This is a genomic window from Paracidovorax sp. MALMAid1276 (assembly GCF_049198005.1).
Lineage (GTDB): Bacteria > Pseudomonadota > Gammaproteobacteria > Burkholderiales > Burkholderiaceae_C > Acidovorax.
In genome coordinates this window covers 1-19841 of record NZ_JBMIRS010000080.1, presented here as the reverse complement: position 1 = coordinate 19841, position 19841 = coordinate 1, and the positions used below count along the sequence as shown (strand labels likewise).

General features: G+C 69.5%; 19 protein-coding genes. 15 read left to right on the top strand and 4 right to left on the bottom strand.

The window, feature by feature from the left end; all coding sequences use genetic code 11:
* Nucleotides 1-335: 335 nt before the first annotated feature.
* Nucleotides 336-1382 (bottom strand): porin, encoded by a 1047-nt coding sequence (locus tag ACOQFS_RS05020; protein WP_421561815.1) that lies wholly within the window; start codon nucleotides 1380-1382, stop codon nucleotides 336-338.
* 312 nt (nucleotides 1383-1694) lie between these two features.
* Between ACOQFS_RS05020 and coq7 the strand changes: the two genes are divergently transcribed.
* The gene (gene coq7, locus ACOQFS_RS05015) at nucleotides 1695-2312 is read left to right on the top strand and encodes a 2-polyprenyl-3-methyl-6-methoxy-1,4-benzoquinone monooxygenase (protein ID WP_421561814.1); all 618 of its coding nucleotides are present in this window, start codon (nucleotides 1695-1697) and stop codon (nucleotides 2310-2312) included.
* Nucleotides 2313-2372: 60 nt separating this feature from the next.
* On the opposite strand, the gene ACOQFS_RS05010 is transcribed toward coq7, so the two are convergent.
* Complete coding sequence (locus ACOQFS_RS05010; RefSeq protein ID WP_421561813.1) at nucleotides 2373-2822, bottom strand: OsmC family protein; 450 nt, start codon at nucleotides 2820-2822, stop codon at nucleotides 2373-2375.
* Between the two features lie 366 nt (nucleotides 2823-3188).
* Here ACOQFS_RS05010 and ilvA point away from each other — a divergent pair, with 366 nt between their 5' ends.
* The 3 genes from ilvA to ACOQFS_RS04995 are packed head-to-tail and all read left to right on the top strand — an operon-like array spanning nucleotide 3189 to nucleotide 6227.
* Nucleotides 3189-4751, top strand: coding sequence for a threonine ammonia-lyase, biosynthetic (gene ilvA / locus ACOQFS_RS05005; RefSeq protein ID WP_421561812.1), 1563 nt, complete (start codon nucleotides 3189-3191; stop codon nucleotides 4749-4751).
* A gap of 58 nt (nucleotides 4752-4809) precedes the next feature.
* Complete coding sequence (cobS, locus tag ACOQFS_RS05000; protein WP_421561811.1) at nucleotides 4810-5619, top strand: adenosylcobinamide-GDP ribazoletransferase; 810 nt, start codon at nucleotides 4810-4812, stop codon at nucleotides 5617-5619.
* On the top strand, nucleotides 5610-6227 hold the full coding sequence (locus tag ACOQFS_RS04995) for a histidine phosphatase family protein (protein ID WP_421561810.1): 618 nt from the start codon (nucleotides 5610-5612) through the stop codon (nucleotides 6225-6227). The genes cobS and ACOQFS_RS04995 overlap by 10 nt, the downstream gene beginning before the upstream one ends.
* Nucleotides 6228-6291: 64 nt before the next feature.
* On the opposite strand, the gene ACOQFS_RS04990 is transcribed toward ACOQFS_RS04995, so the two are convergent.
* On the bottom strand, nucleotides 6292-6747 hold the full coding sequence (locus ACOQFS_RS04990; RefSeq protein ID WP_421561809.1) for a type II secretion system protein N: 456 nt from the start codon (nucleotides 6745-6747) through the stop codon (nucleotides 6292-6294).
* A gap of 52 nt (nucleotides 6748-6799) precedes the next feature.
* On the opposite strand from ACOQFS_RS04990, the gene gspG reads away from it, so the two are divergent.
* From gspG to ACOQFS_RS04935, 11 genes are all read left to right on the top strand, one after another.
* Complete coding sequence (gene gspG / locus ACOQFS_RS04985; protein ID WP_421561808.1) at nucleotides 6800-7264, top strand: type II secretion system major pseudopilin GspG; 465 nt, start codon at nucleotides 6800-6802, stop codon at nucleotides 7262-7264.
* A 228-nt stretch (nucleotides 7265-7492) separates the two neighbouring features.
* The gene (locus tag ACOQFS_RS04980; RefSeq protein ID WP_421561807.1) at nucleotides 7493-7924 is read left to right on the top strand and encodes a prepilin-type N-terminal cleavage/methylation domain-containing protein; all 432 of its coding nucleotides are present in this window, start codon (nucleotides 7493-7495) and stop codon (nucleotides 7922-7924) included.
* Entirely contained in the window at nucleotides 7921-8322 is a 402-nt protein-coding gene (gspI, locus tag ACOQFS_RS04975) for a type II secretion system minor pseudopilin GspI (protein WP_421561806.1), read from the top strand. The genes ACOQFS_RS04980 and gspI overlap by 4 nt, the downstream gene beginning before the upstream one ends.
* Nucleotides 8319-8981, top strand: a complete 663-nt coding sequence (locus ACOQFS_RS04970) for a PulJ/GspJ family protein (RefSeq protein ID WP_421561805.1) — start codon at nucleotides 8319-8321, stop codon at nucleotides 8979-8981. Before gspI ends, ACOQFS_RS04970 begins: the two co-directional genes overlap by 4 nt.
* Nucleotides 8978-10006, top strand: coding sequence for a type II secretion system minor pseudopilin GspK (gspK, locus tag ACOQFS_RS04965; RefSeq protein WP_421561804.1), 1029 nt, complete (start codon nucleotides 8978-8980; stop codon nucleotides 10004-10006). The genes ACOQFS_RS04970 and gspK overlap by 4 nt, the downstream gene beginning before the upstream one ends.
* Before the next feature lie 103 nt (nucleotides 10007-10109).
* A complete protein-coding gene (gene gspL / locus ACOQFS_RS04960; protein WP_421561803.1) occupies nucleotides 10110-11393 on the top strand; it encodes a type II secretion system protein GspL in 1284 nt (427 codons plus the stop codon).
* A complete protein-coding gene (gene gspM, locus ACOQFS_RS04955; RefSeq protein ID WP_421561802.1) occupies nucleotides 11390-11950 on the top strand; it encodes a type II secretion system protein GspM in 561 nt (186 codons plus the stop codon). The genes gspL and gspM overlap by 4 nt, the downstream gene beginning before the upstream one ends.
* Before the next feature lie 88 nt (nucleotides 11951-12038).
* Nucleotides 12039-12836, top strand: coding sequence for a type II secretion system protein N (gene gspN, locus ACOQFS_RS04950; RefSeq protein WP_421561830.1), 798 nt, complete (start codon nucleotides 12039-12041; stop codon nucleotides 12834-12836).
* A gap of 4 nt (nucleotides 12837-12840) precedes the next feature.
* A complete protein-coding gene (gspD, locus tag ACOQFS_RS04945; protein ID WP_421561801.1) occupies nucleotides 12841-15267 on the top strand; it encodes a type II secretion system secretin GspD in 2427 nt (808 codons plus the stop codon).
* A gap of 12 nt (nucleotides 15268-15279) precedes the next feature.
* A complete protein-coding gene (locus ACOQFS_RS04940; RefSeq protein ID WP_421561800.1) occupies nucleotides 15280-16668 on the top strand; it encodes a GspE/PulE family protein in 1389 nt (462 codons plus the stop codon).
* Between the two features lie 263 nt (nucleotides 16669-16931).
* On the top strand, nucleotides 16932-19265 hold the full coding sequence (locus tag ACOQFS_RS04935; RefSeq protein WP_421561799.1) for a hypothetical protein: 2334 nt from the start codon (nucleotides 16932-16934) through the stop codon (nucleotides 19263-19265).
* Between the two features lie 58 nt (nucleotides 19266-19323).
* Here the strand turns inward: ACOQFS_RS04935 and ACOQFS_RS04930 are convergent.
* A partial coding sequence (locus tag ACOQFS_RS04930; RefSeq protein ID WP_421561798.1) for a methyl-accepting chemotaxis protein occupies nucleotides 19324-19841 on the bottom strand: 518 nt, incomplete at its 5' end.

The following is a 19841-nucleotide window of genomic DNA, read 5'->3' as shown; positions in this document are numbered from 1 at the left end:
GAGCCGCATCGATTTTTTCTGATCCATAGAGACAGACGCCTGCCGCGCAACAGCCGTCCAGCCGGCAGCAGAAAGAATCATCGCCGAGGAGAGCGGAAGTCAACCTCTTCTGCAGCAGCGAGTAGGAGCTTTGCAAAGCTCCTCATGACTGTGCCAGCGCGCAGGCACACACCGATCATTCGCACCTCCACCCCGTCGAGCGAACATGCGCTGTACGAAACGTCCAGCAGGCGGCAGACGGCGACGGCCGAAATCAGGCGCCGTTAGGCACAAAAAAAGCCGCCCGAGGGCGGCTTTAGAGCTTTGATCAAACAACGGGCCAGGCCCGTGTCCGATTAGAAGCTGTGACGGATACCGAAGTCGTAGCCGGTGGAGTTGCGGCCAGCAGCAGTCACGGAACCGTTCAGAGCGGAAGCGGCGCCGTTCTTGTTGCTCACGCGAGCGAACGTGGTGTACAGAGCGGTACGCTTGGACAGGTTGTGCACGTAGCCGATAGCCAGCTTGTTCGAACGGGGATCAGCACCCACGGTGTCGATCTTGTAGGTGGAGTAGGACAGACGAACTTCGCCAGCGCCCATGGGGATCAGACCACCGATCAGGAAGCCCTTGCCTTCTGCGCCGTTGTCGATTTCGTCTTGGTTGTAGTGAGCCATGATCTTGGCCATGCCCAGATCGTATTGAGCGCCCAGGTTGATGGACTGGATATCGCCAGCCAGGAACTTGGTTTCAGACAGAGCCAGAGCCACGTTGATGGGGCCGTTGGCGAAGCCAACACGCATTGCCAGGCCGTTGCCGTCCTTCTTGTTGGCGGCGTTGCTCAGGTTTTCACCCATGTAGTATTGGGCTTGACCGTAGAAACCACCCAGCTTGCCGGGCAGGAAGTAACCGATGGCGTTCGAAGCGCGCACGGTGGTAGGGCCGCCCAGGCTGGAGTTCAGGGTTTGGGTGCCGCCCACGCCGAGCGTGCCGAACGGATCGAACACGGTCAGGTTCCAGAATTGGGGGGTGTAGTCACGGCCCAGACGCACTTCACCGAAGCCGCCGTTCAGGCTGACCGTCGAACGACGGTTGAAAGTCAGGCCGCCGCCGGAGCTGGTAGCTGCTTGGTTGTTCGTGTTGGTAACGCCACCGGTGCCGTTGTCGTTGTTCACGCCGGCTTCCAGCCAGAACGAAGCGGACAGGCCGCCACCCAGGTCTTCAACGCCGCGGAAACCCAGACGGCTGCTGTTGTAGCCGGAGTTCGTCAGTTGCGAACGGTTTGCGACGCTGCCGTTACCGTAGGCGTAGGTTGCATCGACCACGCCGAACAGGGTCACGGAAGATTGAGCCATTGCAGCGCCGGAAGCAGCCAGCACAGCCAGGGCAATCAGGGATTTTTTCATTGCGAGTTACTCCAAGGTTAAACATAGGGCGCCGGTACGGGGGGTCTATGGTGAATACACCTGCACAGTCCCGCCGGTTCCCCGGGCCAACCTCCTGGTGGGGAAGTTGCTCTTATTGCACCAGACACCGCCAGGTTTCGCAAAGGAATTCACCCACAAATGTCCTGAAAGGGAAAATCCGTTGCAGTGCTGCAACATTTCCTCCACTGCGGGCAGAATGGCGTTCCGAGCGCACCATCGCTGTGCAGGCTGTTGTTTATTTGTGTCGAATTGCAAATTGTGTTTCGGCGCTCTTGCCAACCCAAGGTTTCCATGGACTCTCTGCTGATTGCCGCCGACAACGCATTGCGAACCCTGTTTGCATCGCCCCGGGCTACCGAGGCCTCCCCCGCCAAGGGCCTGCCGGAAGGCGCCCTCACCCCCGCGCAGAAAAAACTTTCCGGTGCGCTGATGCGCGTGAATCATGTGGGAGAGGTCTGCGCCCAGGCTTTGTATTCGGGCCAGGCCGCCGTGACCCGCGACCCGGCACTGAAGGAACATCTGCGCGACGCCGCGCGCGAGGAAACCGACCACCTCGCCTGGACACAGGAACGCCTCGATGCGCTGGGCGCGCGGCCCAGCCTGCTCAATCCGCTGTGGTTTGCCGGCGCCTTTGTATTGGGCGCAGCAGCCGCCAAGGTCAGCGACAGGGCCAGCCTCGGGTTTGTGGTGGAAACGGAAAACCAGGTGGCGAAGCACCTGCAAGGCCACCTGGAGCGGCTTCCCGAGCAGGACCTGGCGTCACGGGCCGTGGTGGCGCGCATGAAGCGGGACGAGGAAAGGCACGCAGCCCAGGCGCTCGCCAGCGGGGCGCTGGCACTGCCGCCGCCAGTGCACGCCCTGATGCGGGCGGCCGCCAAGGTCATGACCACCACGGCCCACCACATCTAGTCCGCCGAGCCCCGCCTGAACTCGAGCAATCTTGACGCTGGCCCGGGGCGATCGGAGCGCTCAGACTTCCACCACCTCGAAGCCGGTGGTGATCTCTGCCGTCTTGCCCAGCATGATGCTGGCCGAGCAGTACTTGTCGTGACTCATGGCGATGGCCCGCTCTACGGCCGCGGGCGGGACGGCCTTGCCGGTCACGGTGAAATGCATGTGGATCTTGGTGAACACTTTCGGGTCCGTCTCGGCACGTTCCGTGGTCAGCTTGACGCTGCAGCCGCGCACGTCGTGGCGGCCGCGCTTGAGGATCAGCACCACATCGTAGGCGGTGCACCCGCCAGTGCCGGCCAGCACCGTCTCCATGGGGCGGGGCGCCAGGTTCTGGCCGCCATTGGCGGGGTTGGCCGCATCCGGGGCGCCGTCCATGACCAGGACGTGGCCGCTGCCGGTTTCCGCCACAAATCCCATTCCAGACCGTGTTCCGGCCGCGCCTGTCCAGCTGACTGTGCATTCCATGTGTGTTTCTCCTTGATGACTCGTGGTTTTTTTCGCACGGTTGAGGCCGTCGAAAAGAATTTGTGTGAATTTTGCTGCATCGCAACAAGAGACACGCTAAACTTCGCCCCATGCGCTGCGGATTCACCTGTTGAACCCGCAGACGACAAGGGCCCGGTACAGCGTTCAGGCTGATCCAACCCGGCGTTTGCCCCGCACCGATTGTCTCCTCCATCTCCTCAAAGGATGGATTCAGCCCCAGGCCTCACGGCCCGGGGCTTTTTTTTGCCCTGGGCACGCCAGGCGCGGCAGCCCCAGGGCTCCCACAACCCCACGCCCTATGATGTGGCCCCCGCCGCAGCCAGCGGCGGCTCCCTCTGCCCTGTCATGACCCAGCACCTCACGCCCGCCGACTACCTCAAGAAGATCCTGACCGCCCGTGTGTACGACGTGGCGGTGGAGTCGGCCCTGGAGCCCGCCAAGAACCTCAGCCGCCGCCTGCACAACAAGGTGCTCCTGAAGCGCGAGGACCAGCAGCCCGTGTTCAGCTTCAAGCTGCGCGGCGCCTACAACAAGATGGCGCACCTCACGCCCGAACAGCTGCAGCGCGGGGTGATCTGCGCCTCGGCCGGCAACCACGCGCAGGGCGTGGCGATGAGCGCGCACAAGCTGGGCACACGGGCCGTCATCGTGATGCCCACCACCACCCCGCAGCTCAAGGTGGATGCCGTCAAGACCCTGGGCGGCGAGGTGGTGTTGCACGGGGACAGCTATTCCGATGCCTACGAGCATGCCGCGCGGCTGCAGAAGGACGAAGGGCTGACCTTTGTGCACCCGTTCGACGATCCGGACGTGATTGCCGGCCAGGGCACCATCGCCATGGAGGTGCTGCGGCAGCTGCAAAGCCTGGGCAGCAACCAGTTGGATGCTGTGTTCGTGGCGATCGGCGGCGGCGGGCTCATCTCGGGCGTGGCCAACTACATCAAGGCCGTGCGGCCCGAGATCAAGGTGATCGGCGTGCAGATGAACGATTCGGACGCGATGATCCGCTCGGTGCAGGCGCGCGAGCGGGTCGCCCTGGCCGACGTGGGCCTGTTCTCCGACGGCACGGCCGTGAAGCTCGTGGGCGAGGAAACCTTCCGTGTGGCGAAGGGCCTGGTGGACGACTACATCACCGTCGATACCGACGCCGTCTGCGCCGCCATCAAGGATGTGTTCGTGGACACGCGCAGCATCGTCGAGCCCGCAGGCGCCCTGGCGGTGGCGGCCATCAAGCAATATGTGGCCACGCACAAGACCCGGGGCGAAACCTACGCCGCCATCCTCTGCGGCGCCAACATGAACTTCGACCGCCTGCGCTTCGTGGCCGAGCGCGCCGAGGTGGGCGAGGAGCGCGAAGCCCTGTTCGCCGTCACCATCCCCGAAGAACGCGGCAGCTTCCGCCGCTTCTGCGAGGTGGTGGGCGCCCTGCCCGGCGGCGCGCGCAACGTGACCGAATTCAATTACCGCATCAGCGACGAGGCCGAGGCCCATGTGTTCGTGGGCCTGACCACCAACGGCAAGGGCGAATCGGAAAAGATCGCGAAGAACTTCGGCCGCCATGGCTTCGAGGCGCTGGACCTGACGCACGACGAACTCGCCAAGGAGCACCTGCGCCACCTGGTGGGGGGCCATTCGGCCCTGGCGCAGGACGAGCGGCTGATGCGTTTCACCTTTCCCGAGCGCCCGGGCGCGCTGCTCAAGTTTTTGAGCCTCATGCAGCCCACCTGGAACATCAGCCTGTTCCACTACCGCAACCAGGGCGCCGACTATGGCCGCATCCTCGTGGGCATGCAGGTGCCGGCGGGCGACACGGCGGCCTTCGACGCCTTCCTGTCCACGCTGGGCTACCCGTGTGTGGAAGAGACGCTGAACCCGGCCTACCGCTTGTTCCTGCGGTCCAAAAAATAGTGATCAAAACAGGCTTCAACGCTTATCGATCAAGCGTTTGCAGCTATCAATTTTGATGATGACTTCCTTCGTGCGCCACTACCTGCTGGCCGTGCAGTTCTTCACCCGCATTCCCGTCACGGGGCGGCTGGCGCAGTGGGTGGGGTTCAGCCCGGCCATGCTGCGGGCCAGCGCGGCGCACTTTCCGGGCGTGGGCTGGCTGGCGGCGGGGCTGGCGGCCGGCGTGTACGCGGCACTGCATATGGCGCTGGCGCCCAGCGCCTGGGCGCCCGCCGTGGCGGCCGTGTTCTGCACCATCGCCACAGTGCTGATGACGGGCGGCTTTCATGAAGACGGCCTGGCCGATGTGGCTGATGGCCTGGGCGGCAGTGCCGACCGCGAGCGCGCGCTCGACATCATGAAAGACTCGCGCATCGGCGCTTTTGGTGCGATGGCGCTGGTGCTGGCGCTGCTGGCCAAGGTCAGCCTGCTGGGGGTGCTGGGCGCCCACAGCCTGGCGGCCGCGGTGGCTGCCCTCGTCGGCGCGCACGTGGTGTCCCGCTTCTGGCCCCTGCTCATCGTGCGGAGCCTGCCCCATGTGGGGGACACGGCGCGCTCCAAGAGCAAGCCGCTGGCGGACCAGATCGCGGGCCGTGCCCTGGTGGCAGCCGGTTTGTGGTGTTTTATGCCTCTAGCGCTTGTCTGGCATGCGCTGCCAGCTATGTTTTTTGCAGCATCCATGCTGGCCAGCGCGCTGGCGGCGGCCTGGATGGGCCGCTGGTTTGCGCGCCGACTGCAGGGCTTCACCGGCGACTGCCTGGGCGCCACGCAGCAGGTCAGCGAAATCGGCTTCTACCTGGGCGCGGCGCTGGCCCTGCGGTGGCTGTGAACGCGGACGTGGCCGCTGCGCCCCCCCTGCCACCGCCTCCCCGGCTCTGGCTGGTGCGCCACGCGGCGCCGCTCATCGAGCCCGGCGTGTGCTACGGCGTGCGCGATGTGGCTGCCGACCCTGCGGCCACCCGGGCGGCGGCGCAGCGCCTGGCATCGGCGCTGCCAACGGCGGCCCTGGTGTGGCACTCCACGCTACAAAGATGTGAGCTGCTGGCGCTTGACCTGCAAGCGCTGAGGCCCGATTTAGCCCCAAATCCCGACACCCGCCTGCGCGAGATGGACTTTGGCAGCTGGGAAGGGCAAGCCTGGGACGCCATCGGCAAGCCGGCCATCGATGTGTGGACCGGCGCATTTCACACCCACGCCCCGGGCGGCGGCGAAAGCCTGCAGGCCATGCTGGCCCGCGTGGACCGGGCACTGCACGCGGCGCGGCAGTGCCACGCAGAGTTGGCGGCGCGCGATGTGGTGTGGATCACCCACGCCGGCGTGGCGCGGTGTGTGGACTGGCTACTGGCCCACGGCCCGAGCGCCCCGCCCGAGCCCGGCACCTGGCCCGTGCACGCCCCGGCCTGGGGCCACTGGGTCATCCGAAGCCTGAGGGAATGATCGCCGGGCAGCGCTGGTGAAGTGAAGCGCCGGGCGCTGGGGGTGAATCAGTGGGAATCAGTTCTCAGTTCTTGAGCGGCATGTCCAGCGTCAGCGTGGACGGGCCTTGCACGCTGCCCCCCAGCTGCACCTGGCGCGGGCTCAGGGTCTGCACCACCAGGCCCGGGTCCACCTCGGCCCCCAGGCGAAACGGTTTGGCCGGCTTGCCGTCCACCGCGATGAGTGCGGCCCCGCCGCCACTCTGGCGGCCCGAGAGCACGCCGATGAGCTCGAACCGGCTGGACAGCGAAGCCACCGGAGCCGCCGGCGCAGCGCCCGGCAGCGAAGGCAGGCCCCCCAGCAGCCGCGCCAGGGCCTGGGCGTCGGGCGCGGCGGGTGGCGGCAGGGCCACCGGCGCTGCCACCCCGGGGGCCGGGGCCGACAGGCGCATGCCCCAGTACACCACGCTGGCGCCTGCTGCGGCCCACAGGGCCAGAGTCCCCAGACGCACGCCCCATCTGCTGTGTGAATTGGTCACCATGCGGCCGATTATGATTCACGCGATCCTCCGACCACCCAAGAGAACGCCTGCAGTGAACACCACCCTTCCCCTCCTCGCGCGATTCGCCCCCCGCCGCCTGGCACAGCAGCTTGCCCGGGGTTTCACCCTCATCGAACTGATGGTGGTGCTGGTCATCATCGGCGTGCTCGCCGCGCTCATCGTGCCCAACGTGCTGGACCGTGCCGACGATGCGCGCAGCACCGCCGCCCGCACGGACATCACCAACATCATGCAGGCGCTCAAGCTCTACCGCCTGGACAACCAGCGCTATCCCACGGCCGAGCAGGGCTTGCAGGCGCTCATCGCCAAGCCCACCTCGGGCCCGGTCCCCAACAACTGGAAGCTGTACCTCGAAAAGCTGCCCAACGATCCCTGGGGCCGGCCGTACCAATATCTGAATCCCGGCATCAAAGGCGAGATCGACGTGATGTCGTTCGGCGCAGATGGCCAGTCTGGCGGCGAGGGCAAGGACGCCGACATCGGCAGCTGGCAGTGAGGACATGACCCCCACGGTCGCGCACTGCGTGTCGCTCCCTGCCCCCCGGGGGGGCCGCGTTTCGCCTTGGGGCGGCCCGGCGGCGAAGCCGTTGGCCCCCACGGTCGCGCACTGCGCGTCGCTCCCTGCCCCCCAAGGGGGCCGGGCCTTGCTTGGGGCGGCCCGGCGCTGCGGCCGCACGCCTCGTGGACACGCCGCGACCGTTGCGAACTCCAATCGCTCTGGTCCATGAACCGCCTGCGCGGCTTCACTCTGCTTGAACTGCTGATCGTCGTCAGCATCATGGCCCTGGCGACCGCAGGCGTGGGCCTGGCGCTGCGCGATGGGGCGCAGACCCAGCTGGAGCGCGAGGCGGCGCGCCTGGCGGCGCTGCTGGAATCGGCGCGGGCGCAGTCGCGGGCGGGGGGCATTCCGGTGCGCTGGCGTGCGGTGCCGCAGGGTTTTCGCTTTGAAGGGCTGCCGGCCAGCGCGCAGGCTGCGCTGCCCACCCAGTGGCTGGACGCGGGCACGGCCACGCGCGGGCCGGCGGTGCTGGTGCTGGGCCCGGAGCCCCTGATCGGCCCGCAGCAGGTGCTGATCACCCACCAAAACCACCCCGACCGTGCCCTGCGCGTGGTGACGGACGGCGTGCGGCCTTTTTCGGTGGAGTCGGCGCCATGACGGGGCGCACCCGCCAAGCGCACGGCGGCCGCACCGGCGGCGGGCGCTCGCGCGGCTTCACGCTGGTGGAGGTGCTGGTGGCGCTGGCCATTGTGGCGATTGCGCTGATGGCGGGCCTGCAGGCCACCACGGCGCTCACGCGCAATGCGCTGCGGCAGAGCGACATCGTGCTGGCCCAGCTGTGTGCCGAGAACGAACTGGTGCGGGCGCGGCTGTCGCGCCAGATGCCCAGCGTGGGCGACAGCGCCGTGACCTGCGAGCAGGCGGGCCGCACGCTCACCGTGGCCGTGATCGTGCGGCCCACGCCCAACCCGCGCTTTCGGCGCATGGACGCGCAGGTGCTGGACGGAGACAACTCCATCCTGCGCATTTCCACCATCATCGGGCGCGAGCTGTGAGGCGCCGCTCCACCCGCACGCAGCGCGGCTTCACGCTCATCGAGCTGCTGGTCGCCATCGGCGTGATGGCGCTCATCGCCATCCTGAGCTGGCGCGGGCTGGACGGCATGGTCCGCGCGCAGGAGCAGACGCGCCAGCGTGCGGACGACATGCTGGTGCTGCAGGCCGCGCTCGGCCAGTGGACCACCGACCTGGATGCCATCATGGCCGTCGCCAACACCACGCCGCTGGACTGGGACGGCCAGGTGCTGCGCATCACGCGCCGCAGCAGCGCCGTGCCCGATGAAGGCCCCGTGGTGGTGGCCTGGACGCGGCGCGGCAACGCCCAGGGCGTGGGCGAATGGCTGCGCTGGCAGTCGCCGCCCGTGCGCACGCGCGGCGACTGGCAGCAGGCCTGGCAGCAGGCCGGCCAATGGGCGCGCACGCCCGGCGATGCCGAGCGCCGCTTCGAGGTGAGACTGATGCCGCTCCAAAGCTGGCAGCTTTTCTACTACCGGGGGGGCGCATGGTCCAACCCCCTGTCCAGCAGCGGCACCGACGCTTCTGCCACCATCCCCGACGGGGTCCGGCTGCAGATCGATCTGCCCGCCGGCCAGGCGCTGACGGGGCAGCTCACCCGCGACTGGGTCAACCCCATCCTGGGGGGCCGACGCTCATGAGCGCCTGCACCGCAGCCACGGCCCCCATGCCCGACACCTGCACGCCTGCCGCGCGCCAGGCCGGCGCCGCCTTGCTGGCCGCCATGCTCACCGTCACCCTGGTGGCCACCTTCGCCGCATCGGCCATGTGGCAGCAGTGGCGCGCGGTGGAGGTGGAGACCGCCGAGCGCGGGCATGTGCAGTCCGCCTGGATCCTGATCGGCGCGCTCGACTGGTCGCGCCTCATCCTGAGCGAGGACGGCCGCACCGGCGGCGGCGACCACCTGGCCGAGCCCTGGGCGGTGCCGCTGGAAGAAGCGCGCCTGTCCACCTTTCTGGCAGCCGAAGGCAATGTGTCGCAGGTGGACGACGCCAGCACCGACACCACCGAGGCCTTTCTCTCCGGGCAGATCACCGACATGCAGTCGCGCCTCAACATCACCAATCTGGTGGAGGGCGGCCAGGTGCAGAACCTCGCCGTGCGCCAGTTCACGCGCCTGTTCGAGCAGCTGGGACTGCCCGCCCAGCAACTGGGCGTGCTGGTGGACGCCCTGCGCCAGGCCCAGGCGGCGCCGGGCGGCGGCGACAACGGCAGCGCGCCGCTGATGCCTTCCACGGTGGCCCAGCTCGGCTGGCTGGGGCTTTCGCCCGCCACGGTGGAAGTGCTCGCGCCCTACGTGACCCTGCTGCCGGTGCGCACGCCCGTCAATCTCAACACCGCCAGCACCGAAGTGCTGATCGCCGCCATCGAGGGCCTGGACCGGGCCAGCGCCCAGAAGATCGTGCAGGCGCGCGAGGCCCGGCATTTCCGCTCGCTGGGCGATGTGCGCGAATTGCTGGGCAATGCCGAGGGGCTGCTGGACGCCAGCAACTTCGCCATCGGCACGGGCTATTTCGAAGTGCGCGGCCGCCTGCGCCTGGGCGACACCATGGTGGACGAGCGCTCGCTCGTGCGGCGCCAGGGCACCGAGGTGACCACGCTGTGGCGCGAACGGGGCGCCTTTGACCGCGACAGCCCGCTGGCTGCGCCCCAAGCCCTGCGATGACACCCCCATCACCGAGCCCCGCAGGCCGCCCCGGGGCAAACCCTGCTCGGCTGCGCCCGGCCCTGTCAACACAGCCCCCTAAAATGGCCCGCAAAACCCGTCCATGAGCACCCTGATTCTTCATCTGCCGACGGCCCGCCCCGGGCCCGCCACCGAGTACAGCTACACGCTGACTGCGGACGGCCACACGGCCCTTCGCCACGCCACAGCCCCCGCGGCCCTGCTGCCCGAACCTACCCGCCCCGGCGGCGAGGTGGTGGCCGTGGTGCCTGCGCGCCTGCTGTCGTGGCAGCGGGTGCAGCTGCCGCCGGGCCTGCCGCTGGGTCCCGGGCAGCAGACGCCGCGCCTGCGCTCGGTGCTGGAGGGCCTGCTTGAAGACCGCGTGCTGGACGACGCCACGCAGCTGCACTTTGCGCTGCAGCCCGATGCGCAGGCCGGTGCGCCGCTGTGGGTGGCCGTGTGCGACCGCACCTGGCTGCGCGAGAACCTGCAGGCCCTGGAGGCCGCAGGCCGCCGCGTGTCACGCGTGGTGCCTGAATTTGCCCCCGGCCCCACCGCTAGCGGCGGGCCCGAACTGTGCGCGCTGGGCACACCCGAAGAAGCCTATGTGGTGCTGACCGGCCAGGGCCCCGACCTGGGCGTGGCCGTGGTGCCGCTCACCCCCGTGGCGCTCGCGCTGGCGCAGGCAGGCACCCCTGCGGCCGGCCCGGCGGGCGCCGCAGACCCGGCCGCCGACGACACCCTGCCCGTGCGCGCCGAGCCCGCCGTGGCCGCACTGGCCGAGCGCACGCTGGGCCAGCGCATTGCGCTGCACACCAGCAGCCAGCGCGCGCTGGACGCCGCCCGTGGCGACTGGGACCTGGCCCAGTTCGACCTGGCCAGCACCGGCCGCACGCGCGCCCTGCGCAAGGCGGGCAGCGCCGTCAGCACGGCCCTGTATGCCCCGCAGTGGCGCGCCGCACGCTGGGGCGCGGGGCTGCTGGTGGTGGCGCACCTGGTGGGGCTCAATGCGCTGGCCTGGAGCGAGCGCAAGGCCCTGGCGGCCAAGCAGGCCGGGGTGCGCAGCACGCTCACGCAGACCTTTCCGCAGGTGCAGGTGGTGGTGGACGCACCGGTGCAGATGGAGCGCGAACTGGCGCTGCTGCGGCAAGCAGCGGGCAGCGTGTCTGCGCGCGACCTGGAGCCGCTGCTGGCCGCCGCCGGCGCCGCATTGCCCGACGGGCAACTGCCCAGTGCCATCGAATACACCCCCGGCGAGCTGCGCCTGCGCGGCGTCGCCCTGTCACCCGACGAGGAAGCCACCATCGCGGGCCGGCTGCAGGCCGCAGGCTACCGAGCGCGCATGGACGATGGCAGCCTGCTGCTGCGCGCCGAAGGAACCCCATGAGCACCACGCCCCCCCGCAACCCCGCTGCCCCCCTGCAGGCCCGCTGGCAGGCCCTGGCCCCGCGCGAGCAGAACCTGGTGCTGGCCGCGGGCGGCCTGGTGGCCCTGGCCCTGCTGTGGTGGGTGGCCCTGGCCCCGGCCCTGGCCACACTGCGCACCGCCCCCGCGCGCCACAGCGCACTCGACACCCAATTGCAGCGCATGCACAGCCTGCAGGCCGAGGCCCAGCAGCTGCAGGCGGCGCCCCGCTCGGTCCCTGGCGACACCGTGGGCGCCTTGCGCACGGCCCTCACCCAGCGCCTGGGCAACGCCGCCCAGCTGAATGTGGTGGGCGACCGCGCCACCGTCACGCTGAAGGGCGCCCCGGCCGATGCGCTCGCCCAGTGGCTGGCCCAGGCGCGCAGCAACGCACGCGCCACGCCGGTGGAGGCACGCCTGGCGCGCAGCGCACCCACGGCCGCACCCAACACCCCCAGCCCCGTCACCCTCGGCAATGCCGGGGCCGCCCTGCCCCGCTGGGATGGCACCGTGGTGCTGGCCCTGCCCGCTTCCCGCTGAACCGGTCGCACCCCCGCCACCCGCCCCTTCGATCATTCATTCACCTGTGGCCATCAACACCCGCACCCGCAACCTGTCGCCACGGCGCATGCCAGCGCCGTCCGCTGCGGGCCCTGTGCCGCGCGCTGCCTGGGGCTGGGCGTGGCTGGGTGCGCTGCTCGGCGTGCTGCCCGCCGTGGTGGCATTCGCCCCGGCCCACTGGCTCACAGGGGCCGTGGCCAGGGCCACGGACGGCCAGGTGCTGCTGCAGGAGGCCCGGGGCACGGTGTGGACGGGCTCGGCCCAGCTGGTGCTGACCGGCGGCGCCGCCAGCCAGGACCGCGCCGCCCTGCCCGGGCGCGTGGACTGGCGGCTGCGCCCCACACTCGGCGGCCTGCGCGCGCAGGTGCAGGCCGACTGCTGCACGCCGGCCCCCTTGCACGCGCGCGTGGCTGCGGGCCTGGGCGGCGTGCAGGTGTCGGTGGCGGACGGGCAGAGCCAATGGCCGGCGGCCCTGCTCACCGGCCTGGGCACACCGTGGAACACCCTGCAGCCCCAGGGCCAGCTCGCGCTGCAGACCCTGGGCCTGGAGGCGCGCTGGGCGCAAGGCCGCCTGGTGCTGGCGGGCCAGGTGCAGATGGACGCGCGGGCCATGTCCTCGCGCCTGTCCACCCTGCGGCCCATGGGCAGCTACCGGCTGGTGCTGCAGGGGGGCGAGGTGCCCACCCTCACGCTCAGCACGCTCGACGGCCACCTGCAGCTCAAGGGCACGGGCCAATGGGTGGGCCAGCGCCTGCGCTTTACGGGCGAGGCCAGCGCCAGCCCCGAGCGCGAGGCCGCGCTGTCCAATCTTCTGAACATCATCGGGCGGCGCAACGGCGCGCGTTCCATCATCACCGTGGGTTGAATCTATGACTTTCCTGTTTGCTCCACACCTGCGATTCACTCTCAAAACAATAGCTGCAAGCGCTTTACTGGTAAGCGCTGGCGGCCAAATTCATGCCCAAACTGCTGTCGACACACGCACCGGCGCGGGCAGCGTGCGCCAAAGCGAGCCCGTCACGCTGAACTTCGCCAACGCCGAGATCGAGGCCGTGGCCCGCACCATGGCCACCATCACCGGCCGCAACGTGGTGGTGGACCCGCGCGTGAAGGGCCAGCTCAACCTGGTCACCGAACGCGCCGTGCCCCCCGCCGCCGCGTTCCAGCAGTTCCTGGCCGCGCTGCGCCTGCAGGGCTTCACGGTGGTCGAGTCCGCCGGGCTGTACAAGGTGGTGCCCGAGGCCGATGCCAAGCTGCAGGGCGGCAGCGTGAGCGTGGTGCAGGGCAGCAGCGGCAACGCGCCCGCGGGCGGGCAGATCGTCACGCAGATCTTCAAGCTCAACTTCGAGAGCGCCGCCAACCTGGTGCCCGTGCTGCGCCCGCTGATCAGCCCCAACAACACCATCAACGTGAACCCCGGCAACAACTCGCTGGTGATCACCGACTACGCCGACAACCTGCAGCGCCTGGCGCGCATCGTGGCGGCGATGGATGTCTCCAACGCCAGCGACGTGGAAGTGATTCCGCTGCGCAACGCCATCGCCACCGACCTGGCCCCGCTGGTGGCGCGCCTGATCGACGGCGGCGGCAACGGCGCGGCGGGCGCACCGGCCGCCACACCGGGCCAGGCCGACACCTCGTTCAAGACCACGCTGATCGCCGAGCCGCGCAGCAATTCGCTCATCCTGCGCGCCGCCAACCGCGCGCGCGTGGCCCAGGTGCGCGCCCTGGTGGATCAGCTCGACCAGCCGCCGGCGCCCGGCAGCAGCGCGGCCAACGGCAACATCCACGTGGTCTACCTGAAGAACGCCGATGCCACCAAGCTGGCCACCACCCTGCGCGCCGCCATGGCCGCCATGGGCAGCGGCAATGGCGGCGGTGCGGGCGCCAGCGGGGGCGGCACCAGCGCGGCCGCGTCCAGCACGGGACTGGGCAGCAGCAACGGCCTGTCCTCCAGCGGCCTGTCGGGCGGCAGCAGTGCCGGTAGCAGCAGCATGGGTCTGGGCAGCGGCGCTTCCATGGGGACCAGCAGCACCAACAGCAACCAGCCGTCCACGGGCGGGCAGATCCAGGCCGACCCCACCACCAACTCGCTGATCATCACCGCGCCCGAGCCGCTGTACCGCCAGCTGCGCACCGTCATCGACAAGCTGGACGGCCGCCGCGCGCAGGTGCTGGTCGAAAGCCTGATCGTCGAGGTCTCGGCCACCAAGCTGGCCGAGTTCGGCATCCAGTGGCAGGGTCTGCTGGGCAAGCAGGGCGACGGCACGATCGGCGTGATCGGCACCAACTCCGGCCAGGCCGGCATGAACATCCTCAACGCCACGGCGGCGCTGGTGGCCAAGACGCCATCGGCGCTCGTCGGCTCGAGCGGCCTGGGCACCGGCATGAACCTGGCGCTCGCCCCGCGCATCAACGGCCAGTACTACCTGGGTGCGCTGGCCAACTTTTTGCAGAACAGCGGGGACGCCAACGTGCTCTCCACCCCCAATCTGATGACGCTGGACAACGAAGAGGCGCGCATCATCATCGGCAACAACGTGCCCTTCGTCACCGGCTCGTACGCCAACACCGGCACCGGCAGCACCGTCAACCCCTTCACCACCGTGGAGCGCAAGGACGTGGGCCTGATGCTCAAGGTGCGCCCCCAGATCAGCGAGAACGGCACGGTGAAGATGGCCATCTACCAGGAGGTGTCCAAGATCGACGGCAGCACGCTGAGCAACGCCAACGGCCCCACCACCAGCAAGCGCTCCATCGAATCGAACGTGGTGGTGGACGACGGCAGCATCATCGTGATCGGCGGCCTGCTGGAAGACAGCTACCAGCAAGGCCAGGACAAGGTGCCCGTGATGGGCGACCTGCCCGTGGTGGGCGCACTCTTTCGCAGCGAAAACCGCACGCGCAACAAGACCAACCTCATGGTCTTCCTGCGGCCCGTGGTGGTGCGCGACAACGCCACGAGCGAAGCGCTGATGCTGGACCGCTACGAAGCCATCCGCGCGCTGCAGCAGGTCACCCAACCGGCGCCCAGCGTGATGATGAATTCCGTCTCGGGCGCACCGGTGCTGCCGGTGCTGCCCGCGCGCACCGCCCCTGCGCCGGTGCAGCAGCCCCTGCCTGGCACGCTCATTCCCAATGCCCCCGCCATGACGGCGCCCGTGCCGCCGCAGCCAGCGCCCCAGCCCCAGACCACGCCGCCCGGCGTGGTGCCGCTCAGCAGCGCACCTGCAGGCATGGTTGAAGAGGCCGCGCTGGCAGCCCTGTGGCCGCACTCGGCCAGCCAGTCGCTCTGACCCGTGCCCACCATGCGCCACCCCCTGCCCTACGCCTTTGCCCGCACCGCCCAGCTGCTGCTGGAGGACGACGGCCACCAGCTGGTGCTGTGGCACGGCCCCAGCCCCGATGCGGGCGCGCTGTCCGAAGTGCTGCGCAAACACGCCGTGCAGCAGCTGCTGCCGCTCGATGCCCCCGGCCTGGCCCAGCGCATCAGCGCGGCGTATTCCCACAGCGAATCCAGCGCCGCCACGGTGGTGAGCGAGGTCGAGAGCGACGCCGACCTCTCGCGCATGATGCAGGAGCTGCCCGCCGTCGAGGACTTGCTCGAATCAGCGGGTGATGCGCCCATCATCCGCATGCTCAACGCACTGCTCACGCAGGCCGCGCGCGACGGCGCCAGCGACATCCATATCGAGCCCTACGAGCGCCACAGCAGCGTGCGTTTTCGGGTGGACGGCACCTTGCGCGAGGTGGTGCAGCCCAACCGCGCGCTGCACGCGGCCCTGATCTCGCGCCTGAAGATCATGGCCGACCTGGACATCAGCGAGAAACGCCTGCCGCAGGACGGGCGCATCAGCCTGCGCCTGGGCACGCGCGCCATCGACGTGCGTGTGTCCACCCTGCCCAGCGCCCATGGTGAGCGCGCGGTGCTGCGCCTTTTGGACAAGAGCGAAAGCAAGCTCAGCCTCGAATCCGTGGGCATGCAGGGCGACACCCTGCACCGCTTCGAAGGGCTGATCGGCCAGCCGCACGGCATCATCCTGGTGACCGGGCCCACGGGCTCGGGCAAGACGACCACGCTGTATGCCGCGCTGGGCCGGCTCGACGCCACGCGCAACAACATCATGACGGTGGAAGACCCCATCGAATACGAGCTGCCCGGCGTGGGGCAAACGCAGGTCAACAGCAAGATCGACCTGACCTTTGCCAAGGCTCTGCGCGCCATCCTGCGCCAGGACCCGGACATCATCATGATCGGCGAGATCCGCGACTTCGAGACCGCGCAGATCGCCATCCAGGCCTCGCTCACCGGCCACCTGGTGCTGGCCACGCTGCACACCAACGACGCGGCCAGCGCCGTCACCCGCCTGACCGACATGGGGGTCGAGCCGTTCCTGCTGTCGTCGTCGCTGCTCGGGGTGCTGGCGCAGCGGCTGGTGCGCAAGTACTGCAGCCACTGCCATGGCGCGGGTTGCGACGCCTGCGGCCAGACGGGCTACACGGGGCGCACCGGCGTGTTCGAGCTGCTGGTCACCACCGACGCCATCCGCGCACAGATCCACAACCAGGCCGCCGAGGCCGACATCCGCGATGCGGCGCGCGCCGATGGCATGGCGCTGATGCGCGAAGACGGCGAGCGGCTGATCGCCGCCGGCATCACCAGCCGCGAAGAGGTGCTGCGCGTGACGCGCGACTAGCCTGCGCCGAAGAATGCTATTGAATAGATAGCATTGAGCGCTTATACAGCAAGCGCTAGCGGCTGTTTTGGCATAAATTTCAGGATCCATGCAGCGGGTTGTAGGCCTTGTCTTACATCCCGTGCCGCGCATGGCCGCTGGGCACCCGGGCGCCGGCGACGAACAATGGGCCGCTCGGGTGCAGGGGCGCTGCACAGCCCCGGGCCCGCCACTGCCACCGCCACCCCGCCCAGCCTAGCCATCCCACTCGCCTACGCCCGCCCATGCACACCACCGCCTCCACGCCCCACCCCTGGCATTTCTTCCGCGCCGGGGGCGTGGACCAGGTCATCATCCGCACCGGCCAGGACATCGCCCGCCTGCCCGAGCTCGACCAGAAGCTCTGGGTGGCGCTGGCATGCCCCACGCGCGGCATCGAGTTCGACCCGCGCACGCTGGACCTGATCGACACCGACGGCGATGGCCGCATCCGCCCGCCCGAACTGCTGACCGCGTGCGCCTGGGCCTGCGCGCGGCTGCGCGACCCGCAGGAGCTGGCCGAGCCCGGCGATGCGCTGTCGATCGCCGCCATCAACGACGCCACGGACGCCGGGGCCGCACTGGCCCAGGCTGCACGGCGCATTCTCAGCATGGCCGGGCAGCCCGACACGGCAGCCACCATCACGCTGGCCGACGTGCAGGCGGGCAGCGATCAGCTGAGCGCCATGCGCTTCAACGGCGACGGCATCATCACCGCCGACACCGCCCAGGACGACGCCCTGGCGCGCGAGGCCATCGCCCACATCGTGCAGACGCAGGGCGGCACACCGCCCGTGGGCGACCCCGCGCTGCCCGGCATCGACCGCGCGCGCGCAAATGCGTTCTTTGCCGACCTGGACAAGCTGCACGCCTGGGCCGCGCGCGCGCGCGGCGCCACCACGGGCCTTGCGCTGGGCGAGCAGACGCTGCGCGCCACCCAGGCCATGAACGCGGTGGCGCAGAAGGTGGAAGACTTTTTTGCCCGCTGCCGCCTGGCCGCGTTCGACCCGCGCGCAGCCACGGCGCTGAACCCGGCGCTGGAGGAATACGCCGCCATGGCCGGCCAGCAGCTTGACCTGCACGCGCCCGCCATCACCACGCTGCCGCTTGCGCCCATCACCCCCGAAGGCGTTCTGCCGCTCGCGGAGGGCGTTAACCCGGCCTGGGCCAAGGCGCTGAGCATGTTCAGAGACCACACCGTGGTGCCGCTGCTGGGCGAGCAGGCCGGGCCCGCGATCACGCTGGACGAGTGGCGCCACATCCGCACGGCGCTGGCCCCGTGCCAGCAGTGGCTGGCAGACCGGCCCGCCACGTCGCTCAACACGCTGGATGAAGACGTGCTGCAATCGCTGCAGGCCAGCGACGCCAAGGCGCGCGTGATGGCCCTCATCGACCAGGACGAGGCCGAGCTGGCCCACAACGAGCAGACCCATGACCTGGAGAAGCTGCTGCGCTTCAAGCGCGACCTGCTGGCGCTCTTGAACAACTTCGTGTCGTTCTCGGCGTTCTACCAGCGCCAGGGCGCGGTCTTCCAGGCCGGCACGCTGTACCTGGACGCGCGCAGCTGCGACCTGACGGTGCGCGTGGAAGACGCCGCCCGGCACGCCAAGCTCGCGGGCCTGGCCAAGACCTATCTCGCGTATTGCACCTGCACGCGCAAGGGGCAGACGATGGGCATCGTGGCCGCCTTCACCGCAGGGGATGTGGACTTTTTGTTCGTGGGGCGCAACGGTGTGTTCTATGACCGCCAGGGCCAGGACTGGGATGCCACCATCACCCGCATCATCGAGAACCCCACCAGCATCGGGCAGGCGTTTCTGGCGCCCTACAAGAAGTTTGTGCGGCTGGTGGAAGAACAGGTGGCCAAGCGCGCCGCCGCCAGCGAAGCGCGTGCGCAAAAGTCTCTGGACACCCAGGCCGGCCTGCTGGCCAAGACCACCACCAAAACAGCGGGCACCACCGCAGACCACCTGACCAACGCCGCGCCCCAGCGCACCGACGTGGGTACCGTGGCCGCCATCGGCGTGGCGCTGGGCAGCATCAGTGCCGTGCTGGTGGGCATCTTCGGCAAGTTCGTGGACCTGGGCGTGTGGATCCCGCTGGCGCTGGTGGGCATCGTGCTGGCGATCTCCGGGCCCAGCGTGCTCATCGCGTGGCTCAAGCTGCGCCAGCGCAGCCTGGGCCCGCTGCTGGACGCCAGCGGCTGGGCCATCAACGGGCGCATGCGCATCAACACCCGCCTGGGTGGCTCGTTGTCGCAAACGGCCCATGTGCCGGCCCACGCACGCCGGTCGGTGAAGGACCCGTTCCCGCCGTCGCGCGGGCCGCTGTGGTGGGCGCTGGGCGTGCTGCTGGTGGCGGGCGGGCTGGCCACCGCCGGGTGGCGCCTGAACTGGTGGGCCGGCACGCCGCCTTCCGCGCCTTCCGCGCCTGCTGCAGCTGCCGCAGGGCCGGCCTCACCCTCGGCCTCTGCGCCCACCCTGCCTGAAGGAGCGCCCATCCCCCCTGGCGAGGCCACCCGCGCCGCTGCGGCCGGCGCAGAGCCTGCAGCCTCTGCGCCATCTGCAACCAGCCGATGAAAGGCCACAGCCGGAGCAGCCGGAGCAGCCGGAGCAGCCCGGAGTCTGCGGCCCGGCTTTACTGAATGCGCAAGGCCTTGAAGCGTGCAGAGCCCGCCACCTGCCGTGCAGGCAGGGGCACGGCCCCCAGCGGATCCGCCGGGGGCGCAGCACCCTCCATCGCGCTCTGAAGCTTGAACACCCGCACCGCGCCCGTGAGCTGGTGGGCCTGCTCCCGCAGCGATTCGGATGCGGCGGTGGACTCTTCCACCAGCGCGGCATTCTGCTGCGTCATCTGGTCCAGCTGCGTCACCGACTGGCTGATCTGGCCGATGTTGTCGCTCTGTTCGGCCGACGAGGCCGTGATCTCGGCAATGATGTCGGACACGCGGCGCACGCTGGAGACGATTTCCGTCATGGTCTCGCCGGCCTGGCTCACCAGCCGCGAACCATCTTCCACCCGCTCCACCGACGAACCGATCAGGCCCTTGATCTCCTTGGCCGCCTCGGCGCTGCGCTGCGCGAGGCTGCGCACCTCGCTGGCCACCACGGCAAAGCCCCGGCCCTGCTCGCCCGCACGCGCGGCTTCCACGGCGG